The 21342-nt window shown below is 43.1% G+C and carries 16 protein-coding genes; 8 read left to right on the top strand and 8 right to left on the bottom strand.

Going from position 1 to position 21342, the window contains the following annotated elements; translation table 11 throughout:
* Nucleotides 1–40 precede the first annotated feature (40 nt).
* Nucleotides 41–1432 (bottom strand): transglycosylase SLT domain-containing protein, encoded by a 1392-nt coding sequence (locus BSHG_RS03455; RefSeq protein WP_005802904.1) that lies wholly within the window; start codon nucleotides 1430–1432, stop codon nucleotides 41–43.
* Nucleotides 1429–2043: a uridine kinase gene (gene udk / locus BSHG_RS03460; protein WP_005789145.1), complete on the bottom strand. Its 615-nt coding sequence runs from the start codon at nucleotides 2041–2043 to the stop codon at nucleotides 1429–1431. The genes BSHG_RS03455 and udk overlap by 4 nt, the downstream gene beginning before the upstream one ends.
* 101 nt (nucleotides 2044–2144) lie before the next feature.
* Between udk and BSHG_RS03465 the strand changes: the two genes are divergently transcribed.
* The gene (locus BSHG_RS03465) at nucleotides 2145–2444 is read left to right on the top strand and encodes a Dabb family protein (RefSeq protein ID WP_005789142.1); all 300 of its coding nucleotides are present in this window, start codon (nucleotides 2145–2147) and stop codon (nucleotides 2442–2444) included.
* A 100-nt stretch (nucleotides 2445–2544) separates the two neighbouring features.
* Nucleotides 2545–4554, top strand: a complete 2010-nt coding sequence (locus BSHG_RS03470; RefSeq protein WP_008661056.1) for a protein-disulfide reductase DsbD family protein — start codon at nucleotides 2545–2547, stop codon at nucleotides 4552–4554.
* 84 nt (nucleotides 4555–4638) lie between these two features.
* On the opposite strand, the gene BSHG_RS03475 is transcribed toward BSHG_RS03470, so the two are convergent.
* A complete protein-coding gene (locus tag BSHG_RS03475) occupies nucleotides 4639–5346 on the bottom strand; it encodes a pirin family protein (RefSeq protein ID WP_005789136.1) in 708 nt (235 codons plus the stop codon).
* A 121-nt stretch (nucleotides 5347–5467) separates the two neighbouring features.
* On the opposite strand from BSHG_RS03475, the gene BSHG_RS03480 reads away from it, so the two are divergent.
* The 5 genes from BSHG_RS03480 to hisB all read left to right on the top strand — a co-directional run bounded on the left by BSHG_RS03480 (nucleotide 5468) and on the right by hisB (nucleotide 10546).
* Nucleotides 5468–5959 (top strand): PaaI family thioesterase, encoded by a 492-nt coding sequence (locus tag BSHG_RS03480; RefSeq protein ID WP_005798782.1) that lies wholly within the window; start codon nucleotides 5468–5470, stop codon nucleotides 5957–5959.
* Between the two features lie 249 nt (nucleotides 5960–6208).
* Nucleotides 6209–7060: an ATP phosphoribosyltransferase gene (gene hisG, locus BSHG_RS03485; RefSeq protein WP_005789131.1), complete on the top strand. Its 852-nt coding sequence runs from the start codon at nucleotides 6209–6211 to the stop codon at nucleotides 7058–7060.
* 35 nt (nucleotides 7061–7095) lie between these two features.
* A complete protein-coding gene (gene hisD, locus BSHG_RS03490) occupies nucleotides 7096–8382 on the top strand; it encodes a histidinol dehydrogenase (RefSeq protein WP_008661052.1) in 1287 nt (428 codons plus the stop codon).
* Nucleotides 8379–9416, top strand: coding sequence for a histidinol-phosphate transaminase (gene hisC, locus BSHG_RS03495; RefSeq protein ID WP_005802912.1), 1038 nt, complete (start codon nucleotides 8379–8381; stop codon nucleotides 9414–9416). Before hisD ends, hisC begins: the two co-directional genes overlap by 4 nt.
* Nucleotides 9417–9421: 5 nt before the next feature.
* Complete coding sequence (hisB, locus tag BSHG_RS03500; protein WP_005789124.1) at nucleotides 9422–10546, top strand: bifunctional histidinol-phosphatase/imidazoleglycerol-phosphate dehydratase HisB; 1125 nt, start codon at nucleotides 9422–9424, stop codon at nucleotides 10544–10546.
* Between the two features lie 138 nt (nucleotides 10547–10684).
* On the opposite strand, the gene BSHG_RS03505 is transcribed toward hisB, so the two are convergent.
* The 5 genes from BSHG_RS03505 to BSHG_RS03525 all read right to left on the bottom strand — a co-directional run bounded on the left by BSHG_RS03505 (nucleotide 10685) and on the right by BSHG_RS03525 (nucleotide 19017).
* Nucleotides 10685–11689 carry a metallophosphoesterase family protein gene (locus BSHG_RS03505; RefSeq protein WP_008661051.1) on the bottom strand — a complete coding sequence of 335 codons (1005 nt, stop codon included), beginning with the start codon at nucleotides 11687–11689 and terminating at the stop codon, nucleotides 10685–10687.
* A gap of 32 nt (nucleotides 11690–11721) precedes the next feature.
* A complete protein-coding gene (locus BSHG_RS03510; protein WP_008661050.1) occupies nucleotides 11722–13194 on the bottom strand; it encodes a SusD/RagB family nutrient-binding outer membrane lipoprotein in 1473 nt (490 codons plus the stop codon).
* Nucleotides 13195–13224: 30 nt separating this feature from the next.
* On the bottom strand, nucleotides 13225–16380 hold the full coding sequence (locus BSHG_RS03515) for a SusC/RagA family TonB-linked outer membrane protein (protein WP_032497490.1): 3156 nt from the start codon (nucleotides 16378–16380) through the stop codon (nucleotides 13225–13227).
* A gap of 105 nt (nucleotides 16381–16485) precedes the next feature.
* Entirely contained in the window at nucleotides 16486–17022 is a 537-nt protein-coding gene (locus BSHG_RS03520) for a hypothetical protein (RefSeq protein ID WP_005789118.1), read from the bottom strand.
* Between the two features lie 69 nt (nucleotides 17023–17091).
* Nucleotides 17092–19017, bottom strand: coding sequence for an NAD(+) synthase (locus tag BSHG_RS03525; RefSeq protein ID WP_005789117.1), 1926 nt, complete (start codon nucleotides 19015–19017; stop codon nucleotides 17092–17094).
* 110 nt (nucleotides 19018–19127) lie between these two features.
* Between BSHG_RS03525 and BSHG_RS03530 the strand changes: the two genes are divergently transcribed.
* Nucleotides 19128–21239, top strand: a complete 2112-nt coding sequence (locus BSHG_RS03530; RefSeq protein ID WP_008661046.1) for a M3 family metallopeptidase — start codon at nucleotides 19128–19130, stop codon at nucleotides 21237–21239.
* Nucleotides 21240–21342 lie beyond the last annotated feature (103 nt).

The following is a 21342-nucleotide window of genomic DNA, read 5'->3' as shown; positions in this document are numbered from 1 at the left end:
AGGGCTTGCAATTCTTATAATTGCGAGCTTTTGCCCTATTTCAACTTTTTATTTTCTTCTTATATGATTCATATCTTGAGTTAATGTCTCTGACGAAATTGTAGGTCTCTATTCCACGGAAATATCCGTTTTTGCATACCGGATCAGTGAAATATTCTTCATTGCTTTTTAGTAGGATGTAATTTTCCACATTGTCTGTCCATACGGTTTTATTCTTACCGTATTTATCTGCCAGTGCAATTGCGTCAAAAATATGTCCCAGCCCGGCATTATATGAAGCGAGTATAAACTTAATCCGTTCCTGTTTATCCGGCACCATGCTTAGGCTGCGATCTGTCGCTGCAATGTATTTCACCGCAGCTTTGATACTTTCTTCCGGGTTTTGCTCTTTGCCCGGTGGAACCCCCATTGCACGGGCGGTGGCAGGCATTAATTGCATCAGTCCCTTTGCTCCGGCCCATGATACGGCAGTTGTATCGAAGTTCGATTCGGTATAGGCCAAGGATGCCAACAGACGCCAGTCCCAACCTATCTCTTGCGCATATTTCTTGAATAAGTTGTCATAATGAGAGATTTTACCCTCTTTTAAGGATAAAATGGGAGAATGAGGCATTGCTTTACTGATCTCAAAATATCGTTTCATACTTGCGGTATATGCCGGCGAAGTCATATTCTGTTTATGCCATTCGTCTGCTGCTGCTGCCAGTTGCGGACAATCTTTACGTACGGCCCAGGAAGCGCGTTGGTCAAAACTGATAGACAGACTGGTGTTCAGGTTAGGATAATAAGTTGCATTCAACTTAGCGACATCATTATCAGCCACTGTATAAGGAATTTTACCTTGTGCAACTTGGGTTATCAAATCCTCGGCAGTAATGCTGTCATTGGTTACTTGATGAATCAGAATGCCTCCTCCCAGCTCTTTATTCAAGTTAACCAATCGTTCGTAATATTTGCCCGGTTTCACATATATATTTTTTCCGACCAACTCAGTTACATCTTTTAGCGGTTTTGTTTTCCCATTGGTTCGTTGGACAATTACCTGGTGGGTGATTACTTCTTCGCCACAATAGATCAGGCTGTCTTTTAATTCTTTAGTAATCGGAATATTGTATGCGATAATATCTCCTTCGCCATTTAGTAACTTTCGGATGAGTTCCGGTACGTTTTTGGCTACTTCTATTCGCAATTTCACTCCTAAACTTTTGGCAAATTGTTCACTGAGTTCGTATTGGAAACCCATGTCTTGCCCACGATAGATGAAATAAGAAGTAGAACTATAAAGAGTCAGAACAACGAGCTCTCCGCTATCTTTGATTTGTTCCAGATCGTGTGCAGAGGACTCCTCTGTAGCTACTGCTTGTTTGTTGCGGCAAGACAATACACAGAAAAGAAGAAAAAGCAGGGAGTAAATTATCAGATGCCGTTTCATGGCCTACCGATGTGTTTTTTTATATACATGGTCAATATATCGATGGCTACTTGATTGCTCCCTCCTTCGGGAACAATCAAATCTGCGTAGCGTTTACATGGTTCGATGAACTGTAAATGCATAGGTTTCAGCACGCGCGTATATCGCTCCATTACAGCCTCTGCAGTGCGGCCCCTTTCCACTACGTCACGTTGGATCACACGGATCAACCGTTCGTCCGGGTCGGCATCTACAAATATTTTCAGATCCATCATATTGCGTAGCTTTTTGTCACATAAAGCTAGGATACCTTCGATTATGACCACTTCACGTGGTTCAATATGGATCGTTTCGGGTTGGCGGGTACAAGTCAAATAAGAATAGGTGGGTTGTTCGATACACTTGCCTTCTTTAAGCAGGGCAACATGTTTAGACAAAAGGCTCCATTCAAAAGCATCGGGATGGTCAAAATTGATATTCTGGCGTTCTTCAACCGGTACGTGGCTACTGTCTTTATAGTATGAATCCTGAGGTAGCAATACTACTTCACCAGCTGGTAGACTCTCAATGATTTTCCGTACGACGGTGGTCTTTCCCGAGCCTGTTCCGCCTGCTATTCCTATTATTAACATCCTTTTATAGTGTATATTTGAAACAAATAGAGTAATTTTGCAACTGTAAAAAACAGCTTTGGCTGACAAATATAAAAACAAATAATTAAAATAACAACGTAATGGTAAAACACATTGTATTATTTAAGTTAAGAGACGACGTTCCTGTAGAAGAGAAACTCGTTGTGATGAATAGTTTTAAGGAGGCTATTGAAGCATTACCTGCTAAAATCTCTGTGATCCGCAAAATTGAAGTCGGATTGAATATGAATCCGGGAGAAACCTGGAATATTGCGTTGTATAGTGAATTTGATAATCTGGATGATGTGAAGTTCTATGCTACCCATCCCGAGCATGTGGCTGCCGGTAAGATTTTGGCAGAGACAAAAGAAAGTCGGGCTTGTGTAGATTATGAATTTTAGTTATAAATAAATAATAGCTTTTTAAGATTAGCCAAAACCTCAAACCGGGAAAATCCGATAGCTGTTATATTTCTAGAAACATCATAAACAATTTTAAAGAATGAAGAAATTATCCTCTTTTCTGCTTTTGTTGCTGGTCGTATTTACGGCGCAGGCACAGATACAAGAGCCTGTGAAGTTTAAAACGGAGCTGAAAACCCTGTCGGGAGCCGAAGCGGAAATCGTTTTTACAGGTACGATCGATGCCGGTTGGCATGTATATTCTACCGATTTAGGTGATGGTGGTCCTATCTCCGCTACTTTTAATGTAGAGAAGATGTCAGGTGCCGAAGTTGTTGGTAAATTAACCCCTCGGGGAAAAGAAGTTTCGGACTTTGACAAACTGTTCGAAATGAAAGTACGCTATTTTGAAAAAACGGCTCAATTTATACAGAAGATAAAGTTTACCGGCAGTGACTATTCAATAGAAGGGTATCTGGAATATGGTGCATGCAACGATGAAAATTGTCTGCCTCCTACACAAGTTCCCTTTAAATTTTCGGGTAAAGCCGCTGCTACTGCCGAAGTCTCGGCAAAAGAAACCCCTGCAACTCCGGTAAAAGAGCCAGTCGCCACTGTTACAGACAGTATTGTAGAACCGACAGCTACAACTGTTACCACTGCGATAGGCAGTGTTGACTTATGGAAGCCTGTAATTAATGATTTGAAGAAATTTGGTGAGGCAAACTCTCAGGAAGATATGTCATGGATCTATATTTTTATTACAGGATTTTTAGGAGGTTTGCTGGCCTTGTTCACTCCTTGTGTATGGCCTATCATTCCGATGACTGTAAGTTTCTTCCTGAAGCGAAGCAAGGACAAAAAGAAAGGCATCCGGGATGCATGGACTTATGGGGCATCCATCGTGGTAATCTATGTAGCGCTTGGCCTTGCCATTACCTTGATATTTGGTGCCAGTGCTTTGAATGCCCTTTCCACTAATGCTGTTTTCAATATCTTGTTCTGTCTGATGTTGATCGTATTTGCTGCTTCTTTCTTCGGAGCTTTCGAATTGACACTTCCCGCAAAATGGAGTACGGCAGTGGATAGCAAGGCGGAAGCTACAAGCGGATTACTGAGTATTTTTTTGATGGCGTTTACATTATCGCTTGTATCTTTTTCTTGTACAGGTCCTATTATCGGATTTTTGTTGGTACAGGTTTCTACTACAGGTAGTGTAGTCGCTCCCGCGATTGGTATGTTGGGCTTTGCCATTGCATTGGCTCTGCCATTTACTTTATTCGCTTTATTTCCGTCTTGGCTGAAGTCAATGCCTAAGTCTGGTGGTTGGATGAATGTGATTAAAGTGACATTAGGTTTCCTGGAATTAGCTTTTGCTTTAAAATTCCTGTCTGTTGCCGATTTGGCTTATGGATGGAGAATTCTGGATCGTGAGACTTTCCTTGCTTTGTGGATTGTTATTTTTGCTCTGCTTGGTTTCTATCTGTTGGGTAAGATTAAATTTCCTCATGATGACGATGATACGAAAGTAAGTGTATCTCGTTTCTTCATGGCACTGGTTTCATTAGCTTTTGCTGTTTATATGGTTCCGGGCTTATGGGGAGCACCCTTGAAAGCGGTTAGTGCTTTTGCACCGCCTATGAAAACCCAGGATTTTAATCTTTATACCAATGAGGTACATGCCAAGTTCGATGATTATGATTTAGGTATGGAATATGCCCGTCAGCATAACAAGCCGGTAATGCTCGACTTTACAGGATATGGTTGTGTGAACTGTCGTAAAATGGAGCTTGCCGTATGGACCGATCCGAAGGTTAGCAGCATTATTAATAATGACTACGTACTGATTACTCTTTATGTTGACAATAAGACTCCGCTTACTGAACCGGTGAAGATCATGGAAAATGGTACAGAACGCACTTTGCGTACGGTAGGTGATAAATGGAGTTATCTGCAGCGTGTGAAGTTTGGTGCCAATGCCCAGCCTTTCTATGTTCTGATAGACAATGAGGGTAATCCGCTGAACAAGTCGTATGCTTATGATGAGGATATATCCAAGTATATCAATTTCTTGCAAACAGGACTTGAAAATTATCGGAAAGAGAAATAGATAATACAGTGTTCTCAATAAATAAAGGGCTGTCTTCGCTATTGGAGGCAGCCTTTTATTCTTTTGCGAAATGAATACTCATTTTTATCGCATTGGTACTTCCATTAGCAATAAGGTCGCTTCTTGGGTTATTTCCACTTTAAAGCTCTTTGTATCCCAAAGACCGATGCCGTCACGTCGTGACAATCGGTTGCCTGCAACTTCCACATCTCCTTCGATGATAAAAAGATAAACTCCGTTACCTTCCTGATGCAACTTGTATTCGAAACTCTTTCCTGCGTCAAATGTTCCCATAGAAAACCATGCATCTTGCTTAATGGAAGCGGGTACTTTACCGTCCGGTGAAATAATTAGAGCAAGTTCGTTTCTTTTCAATAAAGGACGAATATCGTAGTTGTTATATTCCGGCTCTGTATTTTCAATTCTCGGGAATACCCATATTTGCAAAAATTCCAATTGCTCTTTGTCACTTCCATTATATTCACTGTGGAAGATACCTTTCCCCGTACTCATAACCTGGATATCGCCGGGTGTGATTGTCCGGGTGTTTTTTACGCTGTCGCCATGTCTCAGATACCCCTTCAGGGGGATAGAAATGACTTCCATATTCTGGTGAGGGTGTGTATCGAATCCCATTTCAGGGTCAACGCTATCATCATTCAGTACCCTCAATACGCCGAAATGCATTCTTGACGGGTTATAATAGTTTGCAAAACTAAATGTATGGTGGGTTTTCAGCCAACCATGATTGAAATAACCCCTTGAAGAGGCTTTGTCTACTACTGTTTTCATACTTTTCCTTTCTTAATAGAACATCTGTATAACAAACGGATTATAGATAAAGTTCTGGTGGTGAGATGGGTGCATTTTGCGAAAAGATTTATATCTTTGAGCATTCTAAAACGAAAAAGGTATGAAAAAGATTATTAACCCGTGGAAGGGGATGGAAGGATATAATTGCTTTGGTTGTGCCCCTAACAATGAAGCCGGTGTGAAAATGGAATTTTATGAGGATAACGATGAAGTGATTAGCATCTGGCGTCCCCGTCCCGAATACCAGGGATGGATTGATACGCTACATGGAGGTATCCAGGCCGTACTTTTGGATGAAATCTGTGCATGGGTTATTCTCCGGAAGTTACAGACTACGGGGGTGACATCAAAAATGGAGACACGTTATCGTAAATCAATCAGTACTAATGATTCACATGTAGTGCTCAAAGCACATATTAAAGAAGTGAAGCGTAACATTGTGATAATTGAGGCACGTCTTTATAATAAAGATGAGGAATTGTGTACAGAAGCTCTCTGCACTTACTTTACTTTTCCGAAGGAGAAAGCCAGAGAAGAGATGCATTTTTTGTCATGCGAAGTAGAAGATGAAGAGATTCTTCCTTTAATTTGAAAGAAAAATAGAAGAATTTCTGATAATTGTTTGGTGATTCAGAACTAATACTTTATTTTTGTCGCATAAACAATAAAGATATGAACATTACTATTACACATCGCCATCATCATTACTCAATCGAATAACTCGGTGGGCAAGATGGTATTGTGTATATATATATGATAGAATACGAGGCTTACCGATAAGGTGAGCCTTTTTTATTTTCTATATATCGAATTATAAATTGTAAATTAAGATATTGTAATTATGTTAAGAATCGCAGTACAAGCCAAAGGGCGTCTTTTTGAAGAAACGATGGCCCTTCTTGAAGAATCAGACATCAAACTGAGCACAACCAAACGTACTTTACTCGTACAATCGTCCAACTTTCCGGTTGAGGTACTTTTTCTCCGTGACGATGATATTCCCCAATCTGTAGCTACAGGAGTTGCCGACCTGGGTATAGTAGGAGAAAACGAATTTGTAGAGAGGCAGGAAGATGCCGAAATCATTAAGCGTCTCGGGTTTAGCAAATGCCGTTTGTCTTTGGCTATGCCCAAAGACATTGAATATCCCGGTTTGAGTTGGTTTAACGGAAAGAAGATAGCTACTTCCTATCCCGGAATTTTAGATGCTTTTATGAAAAGTAACGGGGTGAAGGCTGAAGTGCATGTCATTACCGGTTCTGTAGAAGTTGCTCCCGGCATCGGATTGGCGGATGCTATTTTCGATATTGTCAGTTCCGGTTCTACTCTGGTCAGCAATCGTCTGAAAGAAGTGGAGGTCGTAATGAGATCAGAAGCTTTGCTGATAGGCAACAAGAATATGAGTAAGGAGAAAAAAGAGATATTGGACGAATTGCTTTTCCGCATGGATGCTGTGAAAACTGCTGAAGATAAAAAGTACGTACTGATGAATGCTCCTAAAGATAAACTGGAAGATATTATTGCTGTGCTACCGGGTATGAAGAGTCCTACTGTGATGCCGTTGGCACAAGATGGTTGGTGCTCTGTACATACAGTGCTCGATGAGAAACGGTTTTGGGAGATCATAGGTAAGCTGAAAGCGCTGGGAGCGGAAGGTATTTTGGTGTTGCCTATTGAGAAGATGATTATATAGGAAAATCTGTTGGTTGAACTCTTAAATTAAAAATTATGAAACTGATTAAATATCCGGATCGGTCGCAATGGAATGAGATCTTGAAGCGTCCTATACTTGAGACAGAAAATCTTTTCGATACTGTACGCAATATTATTAACCGTGTGAGAGCCGGAGGGGACCGGGTGGTCATGGAATATGAGGCTGTGTTTGATAAAGCTGAACTCACCTCATTGGCTGTTACTTCTGCGGAAATAGAAGAAGCAGAAAAGGAGGTACCCATCGAACTGAAGGCAGCTATTTATCTGGCTAAACGTAATATTGAGACATTTCATTCTGCACAGCGTTTTGAGGGGAAAAAGGTGGACACGATGGAAGGTGTTACTTGCTGGCAAAAAGCTGTTGCTATTGAAAAGGTCGGATTGTATATCCCCGGAGGGACAGCCCCTCTATTCTCCACTGTGCTTATGTTGGCTATACCTGCTAAGATTGCCGGATGTAAAGAGATTGTACTTTGTACACCGCCTGATAAGAATGGAAAGGTACATCCTGCTATCCTGTTTGCCGCTCGTCTGGCTGGAGTCAGCAAAATCTTTAAGGTTGGTGGAGTACAGGCCATTGCCGCTATGGCTTACGGGACAGAGAGTATTCCTAAAGTTTATAAGATCTTTGGTCCCGGCAATCAGTATGTCACCGCTGCCAAGCAACTTGTCAGCCTGCGGGATGTCGCCATTGATATGCCTGCGGGGCCGTCGGAGGTAGAGGTTCTGGCTGACGAATCTGCCAACCCGGTGTTTGTGGCTGCCGATCTTCTTTCTCAGGCGGAACATGGAGTGGATAGTCAGGCGATGCTGGTTACGACTTCTGAGAAGCTACAAACGGAAGTCGTTTACGAGGTCGAACGCCAATTAGGCTATCTAACCCGTCGCGATATTGCCGAAAAATCTTTGGCCAACAGTAAGTTGATATTGGTGAAGGATATGGAGGAAGCTTTGGAACTTACCAATGCTTACGCTCCTGAGCACCTGATTATTGAGACGAAGGACTATATGGAAGTAGCCGGACAGATAGTAAATGCCGGTTCGGTATTTTTGGGTGCCTTCTCTCCCGAAAGCGCAGGTGATTATGCTTCGGGAACTAACCATACTTTACCTACCAACGGCTATGCCAAAGCCTATAGTGGAGTGAGCTTGGACAGTTTCATCCGTAAGATCACTTTTCAAGAGATACTTCCCAGTGGAATGTCGGCTATTGGCCCGGCTATCGAGGTGATGGCTGCCAATGAACACCTGGATGCACATAAAAATGCGGTAACTGTTAGATTGGAGGAGATAAGAAAATGAAAACATTGCAAGAATTAACCCGTCCGAATATCTGGAGACTAAAACCCTATTCTTCGGCCCGTGATGAATATAGTGGGGCGGCAGCATCTGTTTTTCTGGATGCTAACGAAAACCCGTATAACCTGCCGCACAATCGCTATCCGGATCCGATGCAACGGGATCTGAAGTTGGAATTGTCCAAAATAAAAAAAGTAGCTCCTGCCCATATCTTTCTGGGAAATGGCAGTGATGAGGCTATTGATTTGGTGTTTCGTGCTTTCTGTGAGCCGGGCAGAGACAATGTGGTGGCTATCGATCCTACGTACGGCATGTATCAGGTTTGCGCCGATGTCAATGATGTGGAATACCGCAAAGTGCTGCTTCACGATGATTTTCAGTTTTCTGCCGATGAATTGTTGGCAGTTGCGGATGAACGGACTAAGATGATTTTCCTTTGTTCACCCAATAATCCGACGGGAAATGATCTGCTTCGGTCTGAGATAATAAAGGTGATCAATGATTTCGAAGGATTGGTCATTCTGGACGAGGCTTATAATGATTTTTCCGATGAACCCTCATTTTTGTCAGAGTTGGATAAGTATCCGAATCTGATTATCTTACAGACTTTCTCAAAAGCGTTTGGTTGTGCAGCTATTCGTTTGGGGATGGCTTTTGCCTCCGAGGGGATTATCGGTGTTTTGAATAAAATCAAGTATCCGTATAATGTGAATCAGCTGACTCAGCAACAAGCTATAGAAATGCTCCACAAATACTACGAAATAGAACGCTGGGTAAAAACATTGAAGGAGGAGAGGGGGTATCTGGAAGAAGCTTTCGTTGAGTTGCCTTGCGTATTACAGGTATTTCCATCGAATGCCAACTTCTTTCTGGCACGTGTGACCGATGCTGTGAAAATTTATAATTATCTGGTGGGAGAGGGTATTATTGTACGTAATCGAAATTCCATATCATTGTGTGGCAACTGCCTTCGTGTGACTGTAGGTACACGGGCTGAGAATGCCAAACTGATTGGAGCACTGAAAAAATATCAATAGGAAAAATGAAAAAGAAAGTACTTTTTATTGACCGTGATGGCACGCTTGTCATTGAGCCGCCTGTCGACTATCAGCTCGATTCACTGGAGAAGCTTGAATTCTATCCTAAAGTTTTCCGCAATTTGGGCTTTATTCGCAGTAAACTTGATTTTGAGTTTGTCATGGTGACCAATCAGGATGGTTTGGGCACCTCTTCTTTCCCGGAAGAAACTTTTTGGCCGGCGCACAATCTGATGTTGAAAACTCTGGCCGGAGAAGGTATTACGTTCGATGATATCCTGATAGATCGTAGTATGCCCGAAGATTGTGCTTCTACGAGGAAGCCGCGTACAGGAATGTTGACTAAGTATATTTCCAATCCGGAATATGATCTGGAGGGCAGCTTTGTCATTGGAGATCGTCCGACAGATGTAGAATTGGCCAAAAATATAGGTTGCCGTGCCATTTACCTTCAGGAATCCATTGATTTGCTGAAAGAAAAGGGACTGGAAACTTATTGTGCTCTTGCCACTACTGATTGGGATCGGGTGGCTGAGTTCCTTTTTGCAGGAGAGCGGAGAGCAGAAATACGCAGGACAACGAAAGAAACCGATATCCTAGTAGCTCTCAATCTGGATGGTAAGGGTACTTGTGACATTTCTACCGGGTTAGGTTTCTTTGACCATATGCTTGAGCAGATTGGTAAACATTCCGGTATGGATTTAACGATCCGGGTGAAGGGGGACCTCGAGGTAGACGAACATCATACCATCGAAGATACGGCTATCGCATTGGGTGAGTGTATCTATCAGGCGCTGGGTAGTAAAAGAGGAATTGAACGTTACGGTTATGCTTTGCCCATGGATGATTGCCTTTGCAGGGTATGCCTGGATTTCGGAGGACGTCCGTGGTTAGTATGGGATGCCGAGTTTAAGCGTGAAAAGATAGGAGAAATGCCTACCGAGATGTTTTTACACTTTTTTAAGTCTCTGAGTGATGCAGCCAAGATGAACCTCAATATTAAGGCTGAGGGGCAGAATGAGCATCACAAGATAGAGGGAATATTCAAAGCGCTGGCCCGTGCGTTGAAGATGGCGTTGAAGAGGGATATCTATCATTTCGAATTGCCGTCCAGTAAAGGAGTTTTGTAACGATTCACTTTTTACCAAATAAATTTATCCCTCCAACTATAATTCGATAAGTGTTTATTATAGGTTGGAGGGATAATCTGTAAATCACCTAAAAAGTTTTTATAGCCGTTTCTTTTTGAATACTCATAAAAGTGATTTCTATTTCTCTTTTACAAAAGAGCCGGGATATGTACATACATTCAGTTTTGCCATATTTCCTTTTTCCCGAAGCCAAGTATCGAATTCACGTTTACCTTCTTTCAATACGATGATACGACTGCCTGGTGTTTTATCTCCGTAAGTATTTTTTCCGCCCGAAGCTCGTCCATATCCTAAAGCGATGTTATAGAGAGTAGCGATGTAATCGTTTACGTGGTCGTGTCCGGCAAAAACACCCATAACATCACCGCATTCCAGCATATTGGCAAACATACCGCTGTTTATATTGGGACTGCATTCTTTTTCGTTACGGTCTCCGTAACGTTTGGTTTCGAACGATTCCCATGCTTGGGTGTACTCCGGTAACGGAATATGGAGGAAGGTCAATGCAGGTAATGGTTGTCCCTCATTCCGTTCTGTGTACTTCCGGCTTTCGCGGGAGTACCAGTCTATTTGAGATCGTCCGATCCAGTCATATCCTTTTACTGTTTTTATCTTCGAATAAGCATTTGTGTCCAGGCAATAAAGCAATGCGGCTGTTTTATTTCCGTCTTTCGAACTGTAAATAGGGAGAATATGGTTACCTTCTCCTTTTATTCCTTCTGCCACTTGTTTCATCATACAATACGGTTGTTCCCGGATGATACGAATGATTTCATCACGCTTTACGGCATATTCGTCATCATGATTTCCCAATACGGCTGTCCAAGGGATCCGGCGGGCCGACAGTTCGGCAGATATGGCTTCCCAAGCTTGCCGGACTTCATCCATAGTAGTATTGTCTCCTGTAAATATCACGAGGTCAGGCTTTTCAGAATCAAGTACTTCTTTGATCATATCTCCCACTATTCGGTCTTTCTCCTGATCATGTCCCAAGTGCATATCGGTAAATTGTGCTATCTTAAATTCACCATTGGAATTAAAGCTGATTTTATCGGGAGCTTGTTGCGCTTGGATAAAGAAGCCGGATAGCAATAATACGCTGCTTAAAATAATCTTTTTCATTATAAATATGGGTTAAGAGTATATATTTTATTCTATGATTTTTTTTGCCACCAGGTAGCTTGGTTTATTTTGTCATTTCCTGCACCGAATTGGCGTGTAATAGCCGTTTCTACGTTAGTACCGTTGTTATCATATTCTCCTTGCGGATACATCCAGCGTTTGGGGATTTCTGTTCCGGCTGGGCGACGGAAGTCCGGGTAGCCGGTACGTAGTTGTTCGTAAAAGGAATCCCAGTTGCCTTGGTAGAATGTAACCAGGTATTTCTGCATGATAATGCGTTCTATCTGCTCTTCAGTACCCGATGCTTGGGTGAAGTCAACCAATGGTTCTTTCAGATATTGGGCCACTGCGTTCTCGTTCAGATAGCCGGCATAATCTTTTGCATGGGTTTCGTAGAAAGAGAATGAGGCGCGGATACCTTTCTCGTAATACGTTTGTGCATTGCCACTGATCCATCCCCGTACAACAGCTTCAGCAAGAATTTGTTGTAGTTCGGCATATCCCATCAGCATGGTGGGCTCTACAATCGGATCTGTACGGAAACGGTCGTTGATGGGCGATATGGTACCCTCACTAACTTTGATAATAGCATCGCTATAAGGGGCGGCAGGGTCTCCTCCTTCGTAAGAGCTGAAGTCGTCGATAGGTTTTCCTTCAGTCTTTCCTTTGTTGGTCTGTGCGCTGAAGATGAACAGGCGTGGGTCCCGACGTGCGCGCATACGTTGGATAAATGTATCATCCATATAATAGCCGGACCATTGGGCATTGAATTGAGGATATCGGTTGCCCTGCTGATCCAGGTAAACCAACTGTCCATTGTCTGCCAGGCTATTCATCAACGGGCTGTTTGTCGCAATGTTTTTAAACTCAGAAGCGATATTTATATTCCCTACTGTTGTATGATTGGAGAGGGTCATCAGCACTTTCAGACGAAAAGAGTTGATCAGTTTCCTCCACTGGGTGCTATTTCCGTTATAGATGATGTCTCCGTCAATGACAGATGCGTCATTTGCCAGTATTTCGTCTGCTTCTCTCAATTCTTGGAGGATTCCTGCAAAAACATCCTCTTGTGCATCATATTCGGGAGTGTATATTTCTTCTTTTTCTCCTTTCAAGGCCTGACTGTAGGGGATGTCTCCGAAACGGAGGGTCAGTTCATAGAAGTAGTAGGCGCGGAAGAACTTAGTGAGTGCCGTATACACCGGAGCATTTATACGTTCTGCCTCTTCACCCATCTTTTGTACATTGCGGAGATTGTCATAGTAGCCAAAACTTCCGCGGGTCCATTTGTAATATTGATCTGCACTCTCTCCGTCGGCTTGAATTACTTTTTTGGTAGCATACATTCCGTCAGTCCCTCTTTTAAAAGCATTCATGCAGATTTGGGTAAGCAGGAGTTTGGGGTGGGTCTGGGTGGCATTGTCCGGATCAATGTTCATCTCTTCCAGATTTCCACAGGAAACGCACATCCACACAGATACGATGAGTAATATTATCTTTTTCATTTTATAATTTCTTATTAGTTTCTTATTCGTTTAGAATTTTATGTTGACGCCCATGCCGATATAGCGTGCGGTTGGATCGTTGGCACCTCCGTCGTTGCTGTCTCCGGTGTAGTCCGGATCGACAAAGGGGACTTTTTTCCAGACAGCTAGGTTGTTGCCAAACACTGTAGCTGTAAGTCCTTTCACGGGGCTTTGTTTCGAAAGTAGTTTGGTGAAGTTGTAAGTCAGTGCCACTCGGCGGAGCTTAATGTAGCTACGGTCGAATACATTGGCAAATTTGGCATTTTCTTTCGAAGATACATAAGCTTGATAAGGATAGTTCTGGCACCATTGTTGCCAATCGACCGCTGTCGTGTTACGTTTGTAGGTGCGTGTGTCAGAGATTACATTACCGTCGATGTCACGTTTCAGCTCTCCTCCGGTTACGACTACCCCATTGGGTACATATATCGGGTGTCCGACGGCATATTGTGCATCCCTGTACTCCACTGATTCCGGATGCTTTCCTCCCCACCATAACTTTTCGCTCAATACAGAATAGATTACTCCTTTATAAGCGCCGTCCAGATCGACAGACAGTGTGAAGTCTTTGTAGCGGAAAGTATTTTGCATACCCATTCGGAAGTTCGGATCCAGATGTCCCAGATATTGTTTATATGCGTCTTTGGTAGGCATACCGTTTTCATCCAGAATCAATTCTCCATCAGCACTTTTCTGCCATTGTGAACCGTAAAATGCATCGGCACGGTCGCCCACTTTCAGGTCACCGAACTTTTTCTGTCCGCCATATATTTCCGTCAGTTTTTTTACACTCTTACTCCAGTTCAAGGAGAAATCCCATTGAAAATCTTTATTTTTGATAGCCTGTACATTGGCCATGATTTCCCATCCGTTGGTGGTATATTGGTTACCGTTCACTTTACGGCTGGTGAAACCCGATGCATTCGAAATATTCAGGTCGATAATCTGGTTTTCATCGATCGTATGATAATAAGTCAGGTCGAAAGATAACCGGTTACGGAAGAATGCAGTTGACAATCCGGCTTCCCAGGATGTCGTTTTCTGAGGTTTAATGTAGTAGTTGACCAGAGAAGAAGGGTAGGAAATAGATGGATTCGAACCGTAATTGGAATCTTTTGTATAAGTGGACATGATCTGGTAGGGAGACAGGTCGGTAGAGACAACCGCCCATGAACCATACATTTTGAGATAGTCCATAAATGTTGGCAATTTGATGTATTCGGATACCATAGTACTCAGTGCGACAGAAGGATAGAAGTAAGAGTTACTGCCTTTTGCCAGAGTAGATGACCAGTCATTACGTCCTGTCAACGTCAGATAGGCATATTTGTAAAGATCAAGGTTGATTGATCCATAAATACTACGGATTGATTTTTCATTTCGGTTGGCATCGGTAATGGAAGGACCTTGTGTGTTTTTGATACTGTATACGAATGGAACAATCAAACCGTCGGTAGACTGATATTCCTGACGGTAATTACGGTAGAATACCGAAGTTCCGGCATTCAGGGTGAAGAGGATATCCGGAGTCAGATCTTGAGTGTAGGTAGCCAGTACATCAGCGTCTACATTAGTTTGACGGTCATTCCATACTTTGTAGTCACCTTCCCGGGAGTCACCGTAGTTCATGTAAGTTTTGGGTACTTTCATTTCCTGAAGAATTGTTTTCTGGCGTAAGGCGGCACGTCCCTGTATGTTCAGATTGGGGAGGATTTGATAATTCAGGCGGAGTTGCCCGTTCACCACATCCCGACTTTCGGATTGCTGGAGCTCTTCGGCTGCAAAGTAAGGATTATTATACCATGCATAATTGTAACTTGCCTGCCGATACCCTTCCTGCCCGGGAACGTATTTGTGTTTTTGGAGTTCTTTACCGTTCACATCGTCTCCCATCCATACAACGATGGTGTACATGTGGTTTTTAGGTCCGTATCCGTAGCGCGGATAACTCGGGGCAACTATTTTGTTGTAGGCCAGATTGGCATCCAGCTGCAAGTTTTTAGCCAGATCAAAGGTAGAGTTGAAGTTGATACCTCCACTGTGCATTTCAGTAGAAGGCACCTGTCCTTTTTGGTAAGCATATTGTCCGGTGACGAAGTAGCGTGCTTTTTCTCCTTTATAAGCTATTGAGATATTATTGTTGGTTACTAGTCCGGTTTGCAGAAAGTCTTTCAGGTTGTCATGGGATACCCAGTCGATAGGTATACGTTCATAGCGCGATTTGTCATCATACTGAGTACCTTTTACATCTCCCCACCAGGGAATCTCTTTTCCAGTCACTTTATCCCTGATCGGGCTGTTCCACTGAGCTACTTTGGTTCCTACATTTAATTTGGGTCCCCAAGTCATGTCACCATCCGAAATGCCGCCATCTGCACCATCCCAGAATTCATATTTACCATTTGAACCGCTACCGTATTGATGTTGTGTCTCGGGAAGCACTGCAAAGCCGGCTGTGATCATGTTGTTGGTAGAGAAGTTGATTTCCAAGCCTTCTTTTTTGGCCGTTTTACTGGTGATCAGAATTGCTCCGTTTTTCCCGCGTGAACCGTATAAAGCTGAGGCTGCCGTACCTTTTAGCACATTGACACTTTCAATATTCTCACTTGAGATGTCGAAAAAGTCGGTTTCTACCGGAACTCCGTCCAGTACAACCAATGGTGCGTTGCCGCGCAGTTTGAAACTCGGTGCCTGGAAAATACCGGTAGGGTTGGCTACCAACAGACCGGCTACTTGTCCGGAAAGGGCCGAGCCCACATTCAGACTGGGAGTGGCATTCAATACCTCACTGTTGATTTGTTGGGTTGTGTAACCGATCTTCTTCTTTTGCTGCTTGATACCGATTGCAGTGACCACTACCTCGTCGATGGCCTGAATGTCATCGGACAGTTCGACATTGATTACAGTGTTGTTACCTACCTCTTTCTCTACTGTGCTGTAACCTACGAAAGAGAATAGTAGTGTTGCGTTTTTAGGAACTTCGATGCTGTAACGACCATCTATATCGGTGACAGTTCCGTTTGATGAGTTTTTCACCATGATAGTGGCACCGATTACTGCCCCCATTTTGTCTGTGACTGTACCTGTTACTTTGATTGATTGTGCGAATGCAAGTGAAGTGCACAATAACATACTACAGAGTAGCAGGAGAAATTTACTGTTCATAAGTACTAATCATTGAGTGTTTAGTCATGGCGAGTGCGGGGGCAAAAGTTTTCTTTTGCCCAAGACTTGCCATTAATATTTATTTACCTATTGAAAAAAAGAATTTTAGATTTCTGTCAGTTTTACATTTTGAAATACGGAGAGAAGGTCGGTTGCATTTTTGCGATTTGTCTGTAAAGCGTCTTCAAATGATTCGCTTTCGGAATCATAGGCAGAAATCGCTACTTTCAGTACATTTGTGAATTCTGCAGCTACTTGCTCTCTGGTCATTTTGTTGCTTTTGAGCTCTTTGTTCAGCTGTTTCTCGATGGAGCGTACTGCGTTGTAGATAGTGGGTTTGCGAATTACGGTACGGCGGGTAGGGTCTCCGGGAACCACTTCTTCCCTGACTACATAGATCTTCATGAATTGGTTATAGAGATAGCCGGCTTCTTGCCCGAATTTGTAGTTACCCGCATTAGCCAGTGCATCGGCAGAAGGTTGTTTGATGGCGGAGTAGAACTCCCATGTCTTTTTGACGACAGAATTGAGTTCTGTTTTGTTCTTATTGTCGGATTTATCATCGTCCGGCAATGAATTGACTGCATTTAAGGCAACACTGGATGCCAATAAAGCAAATGCTAAAATAAGATGTCTTTTCATAACTTTACCTCTTTTTAATATGATGCTGCAAAGATCGCAGTGTCATGTTAAAAAGAGGTATCGTCTTTGTTACAATTCGGCTATTTCTTTCAGCCATGCAGCCGAACTGGCATCACTTGGCATGCGCCAGTCTCCTCTGGGGCTGATGGATATACTTCCTACTTTCGGTCCGTCCGGCAGGCAAGAGCGTTTAAACTGCTGGTTAAAGAAGCGGCGGAAGAAAGTTTGCAACCATTTTTTGATTGTTTCATCATCATAAACTCCACTGAATGCAGTTTGTGCCAGGAAGTAGATTTTTGACGGGCGGAAGCCGAACCGTAAGAAATAATACAGGAAGAAGTCGTGTAGTTCGTAAGGACCGACGAGGTCTTCCGTTTTTTGTTTGATTTCTCCGTTTTCATCTGCCGGTATCAGTTCCGGACTGATAGGAGTGTCCACAATATCCAGCAGAGTTGCTTTGGATGCTTCATCCATACCGTTTTCGGCTACCCACTGTACTAAGTGTTTCACCAGTGTCTTGGGAATACCTGCGTTGACACCATACATCGACATATGATCTCCGTTGTACGTTGCCCATCCCAATGCGAGTTCCGACAGGTCTCCGGTTCCGATCACCATACCCCATGTTTGGTTGGCTATATCCATTAAGATTTGGGTACGTTCGCGTGCCTGTGAATTCTCGTATGTTACATCGTGTATATTGAGATCGTGTCCGATATCTTTAAAGTGTTGGATACATGCTTCCCTGATACTGATTTCCCGTATTGAAACTCCCAAGGAATTCATCAGGTCGATGGCATTGTGATAAGTGCGGTCGGTTGTTCCGAATCCCGGCATGGTTATACCCAGAATATCTTTGCGAGATAATCCCAATTTATCGAATGTCTTGACGCATACCAATAAGGCGAGTGTTGAGTCAAGTCCTCCGGAAATACCTATTACGGCTGTTTTTGCTCCGGTATGTAGCAGACGTTGTGCCAGTCCGGCTATTTGAATCGAGAAGATCTCCTCACAGCGACTGTTGAGTTCGCTTCCTTGCGGAACAAAAGGATGTGGATTGAATGTACGGGTTAGGTTCAGATCTTTACTGTTGACAAACTCTGTAGAAATTCTGATAGCCTCTTTACCCGGACAATTAGCCTTGTTGGCAGCAAAAGTTGTGTTGACCCGACGCTCTGCACGGATACATTCCACATCAATTTCATTGATAATCAACTGTTCCTCCAAGCAGAAACGTTCACTTCGTGCCAGTAGATATCCGTTTTCGTAAATAAGTCCGTTTCCGGCAAAAACAACATCTGTTGTCGATTCACCGAAGCCACTCGACGAAAAAACATAACCGGAGATGCAGCGTGCAGATTGCTGGCTGATCAGAGAGCAAAGATAATTGTGTTTACCAATACCTTCGTCATCGGCGGAAAGGTTAAAGATGATTTCAGCCCCTTGCAGTGCGAGTGAGGAACTGGGCGGAACGGTAGCCCAAAGGTCCTCACAGATTTCTATGCCGAAAGTTGTTTCCGCAGTTTCGAACAACAGATTGTTGCCCATCGGGACAATCTGTCCGCAAAGCCGCACACTGTTTTCCGAGACTTGTAGGGCGGATGTAAACCAACGTTGCTCGTAGAACTCTTTATAATTAGGCAGGTAAGTTTTGGGCACTACTCCCAGTATTTTGCCTTTCTGGATAACTACTGCAGCATTAATTACTGTGGAGTTGACTACTACCGGCATGCCCAGTATGGAAATGATGTCCAGTTGGCGGGTACTGTTTAGAATCTGTATCAAAGCCATTTCTGCCTGTTCAAGCAAAAGTTGCTGGGCGAACAAGTCTCCACAAGTATATCCGGTAATGCACATTTCGGGAAAAGTGAGAATCTGTACTCCTTTACCTTCGGCTATGGTAATAAGACCCTCCAATCTTTCAGAATTAAATTTGCAATCTGCTACTTTTACGCGGGGAACGGCCGCCGCAACTTTTACGAATCCGTAGTTCATTTTCTATTAGAGTTTATCATTTCTTGTTGCAAAAGTAGACATTTTAATCGAATCTTTGTATTTTTGTCAAAATTGAATTGATACATTATATTATTAAATCGCACAAAAACATGAAGAAGATGCTTATGGCTGCCGGAATGGCCGCCGTGATGACTGCTTGCGGCACAGCCGGACAGAAAGCAGCCACCGATGCCGGAAACCCTTTTCTGGCAGAGTATTCAACTCCTTTCGGTGTTCCACCGTTCGACTTGATTAAAATAGAGCATTACAAAGAAGCTTTCCTGAAAGGAATGGAAGAACAGAAAAAAGAAATAGATGCTATTGTCAATCAGCGTTCGGTTCCCGATTTCGATAATACCATCGCTGCATTCGATCAGAGTGGAGAGTTGTTAAATAAGGTGAGTACTGTGTTTAGTGGGCTGAACAGTTGTAATACGAACGATGAAATGCAGGCTTTTAATAAAGAGATTACTCCGTTGCTTTCGGCACATCGGGACGATATTAGTCTGAATCCGGCTCTCTTTGCCCGTGTGAAAGAAGTTTATGAACGTCGGGAGAAACTGGGATTGGATAAGGAGCAGAATAAGTTACTGGAAGAAACTTACAAGAAGTTTGTTCGTGGAGGTGCTAATCTTGATTCTGTGGATCAGGCGAAGTTACGTCAACTCAATAGTGAGATTTCGATGTTGCAATTGACTTTTGGACAGAACCTGCTGAAAGAAACCAACGCTTTTGAGTTGGTGATTGATAAGAAGGAAGATCTCGCCGGATTACCCGAAAGTCTTGTGGCATCCGCAGCCGAAGCGGCTAAAGGGGCAGGTATGGAAGAGAAGTGGCTTTTCACTTTGCACAATCCGAGTGTAATGCCCTTCTTGCAATATGCAGATAATCGCGAGTTACGTGAAAAAATCTTTAAAGGATACATCAATCGCGGCAACAATGGCAATGAGGCTGATAATAATGAAATCGTGAAAAAATTGGTTGCTTTGCGTCTGGAGAAAGCCAAATTGATGGGATATGCCGATTATGCTTCTTTCATTTTGGAAGACCGCATGGCAAAGAACGAGGAAAATGTATATCGTTTGCTGAATCAGATCTGGACTCCTGCAGTGGCGAAAGCCAAGGAGGAATTGTTTGATATTCAGGCTGAAATAAAGAAGGAAGGCGCTAACTTTACCCCCGAAGGATGGGATTGGCGCTATTATTTTGAGAAAGCGAAGAAAGCCAAGTTCAGTTTAGACGAGAATGAAGTGCGTCCTTATCTTGAATTGAATAATGTGCGTGAAGGTGCTTTCTATGTAGCTAACAGACTTTATGGCATTACTTTCACCGAAATTAAAGACATTCCGAAACCGCATGAAGAGGCACAGGCTTTTGAGTGTAAAGATAAAGACGGAACCCATCTTGGTGTGCTGTATATGGACTTTTTCCCTCGTAATAGTAAGCGGGGAGGCGCATGGTGCGGAACTTATCGTTCTCAAACCTATCGTGACGGTAAACGTTTGGCGCCGGTAGTTACGATTGTGTGTAACTTTACCAAGCCTTCTTCGGGACAGCCTGCCCTGCTTAGTGCCGATGAGGCCGGTACTTTATTCCATGAATTTGGCCATGCACTCCACAATTTGTTTAAAGATGTACACTTTCATGCCGTATCCGGTGTACCGCGTGATTTTGTGGAATTACCTTCTCAGGTTATGGAGCATTGGGTATTCGAACCGGAGGTGCTGAAAATATATGCCAAACATTATCGGACCGGTGAAGTGATTCCTGCTGCATTGATTGAGAAACTCGATAAGAGTGGAAAGTATGGCCAGGGGTTTGCCACAACCGAATATCTTGCCGCTTCTCTGCTTGATATGGATTACCATGTACTGAAAGAGATTCCCCGGAATATGGATGTCACTGAATTTGAGGCTGCTGTGCTGAAAGAGCGTGGCTTGCTAAGTCAGATACCTCCTCGTTATCGTACTACATACTTCAATCACATCATGAACAGCGGCTATACGGCTGGTTATTACAGTTATATTTGGGCCGAAGTGTTAGATAGCGATGCTTTTGAAGCATATAAGGAAACCGGTGATCTGTTTAATCAGGAAGTGGCTTCCCGTTTCCGTCGTTATATTCTCACTCCCGGAGGCATCGACGATGCGATGGATATGTATAAGAACTTTCGGGGTAAAGAACCGGGCATAGAACCTTTGTTGAGGAACAGGGGACTATAGATCGGCCTGTATAGGGCTTTTGCACTATGTTGTTGGGTGAGAGCTAGCTCTTTTTTTATTTTTTGCTAAAAATAAACGCAGAACATATAAAAAATATAAATAG

The organism is Bacteroides sp. 3_2_5 (genome assembly GCF_000159855.2).
Taxonomy (GTDB): Bacteria; Bacteroidota; Bacteroidia; order Bacteroidales; family Bacteroidaceae; genus Bacteroides; species Bacteroides fragilis.
Note: the sequence above shows the minus strand (reverse complement) of the source record. Positions and strands in the feature narration are given on the sequence as shown.

What these genes read in the sequence shown, in the direction of transcription:
- hisG (WP_005789131.1), top strand. Translation starts at nt 6,209, where the DNA reads ATGTTAAGAATCGCAGTACAAGCCAAAGGGCGTCTTTTTGAAGAAACG.
- BSHG_RS03455 (WP_005802904.1), bottom strand. Translation starts at nt 1,432, where the DNA reads ATGAAACGGCATCTGATAATTTACTCCCTGCTTTTTCTTCTTTTCTGT.
- udk (WP_005789145.1), bottom strand. Translation starts at nt 2,043, where the DNA reads ATGTTAATAATAGGAATAGCAGGCGGAACAGGCTCGGGAAAGACCACC.
- hisC (WP_005802912.1), top strand. Translation starts at nt 8,379, where the DNA reads ATGAAAACATTGCAAGAATTAACCCGTCCGAATATCTGGAGACTAAAA.
- BSHG_RS03520 (WP_005789118.1), bottom strand. Translation starts at nt 17,022, where the DNA reads ATGAAAAGACATCTTATTTTAGCATTTGCTTTATTGGCATCCAGTGTT.
- hisB (WP_005789124.1), top strand. Translation starts at nt 9,422, where the DNA reads ATGAAAAAGAAAGTACTTTTTATTGACCGTGATGGCACGCTTGTCATT.
- BSHG_RS03480 (WP_005798782.1), top strand. Translation starts at nt 5,468, where the DNA reads ATGAAAAAGATTATTAACCCGTGGAAGGGGATGGAAGGATATAATTGC.
- hisD (WP_008661052.1), top strand. Translation starts at nt 7,096, where the DNA reads ATGAAACTGATTAAATATCCGGATCGGTCGCAATGGAATGAGATCTTG.
- BSHG_RS03510 (WP_008661050.1), bottom strand. Translation starts at nt 13,194, where the DNA reads ATGAAAAAGATAATATTACTCATCGTATCTGTGTGGATGTGCGTTTCC.
- BSHG_RS03465 (WP_005789142.1), top strand. Translation starts at nt 2,145, where the DNA reads ATGGTAAAACACATTGTATTATTTAAGTTAAGAGACGACGTTCCTGTA.
- BSHG_RS03470 (WP_008661056.1), top strand. Translation starts at nt 2,545, where the DNA reads ATGAAGAAATTATCCTCTTTTCTGCTTTTGTTGCTGGTCGTATTTACG.
- BSHG_RS03475 (WP_005789136.1), bottom strand. Translation starts at nt 5,346, where the DNA reads ATGAAAACAGTAGTAGACAAAGCCTCTTCAAGGGGTTATTTCAATCAT.
- BSHG_RS03515 (WP_032497490.1), bottom strand. Translation starts at nt 16,380, where the DNA reads ATGAACAGTAAATTTCTCCTGCTACTCTGTAGTATGTTATTGTGCACT.
- BSHG_RS03525 (WP_005789117.1), bottom strand. Translation starts at nt 19,017, where the DNA reads ATGAACTACGGATTCGTAAAAGTTGCGGCGGCCGTTCCCCGCGTAAAA.
- BSHG_RS03505 (WP_008661051.1), bottom strand. Translation starts at nt 11,689, where the DNA reads ATGAAAAAGATTATTTTAAGCAGCGTATTATTGCTATCCGGCTTCTTT.
- BSHG_RS03530 (WP_008661046.1), top strand. Translation starts at nt 19,128, where the DNA reads ATGAAGAAGATGCTTATGGCTGCCGGAATGGCCGCCGTGATGACTGCT.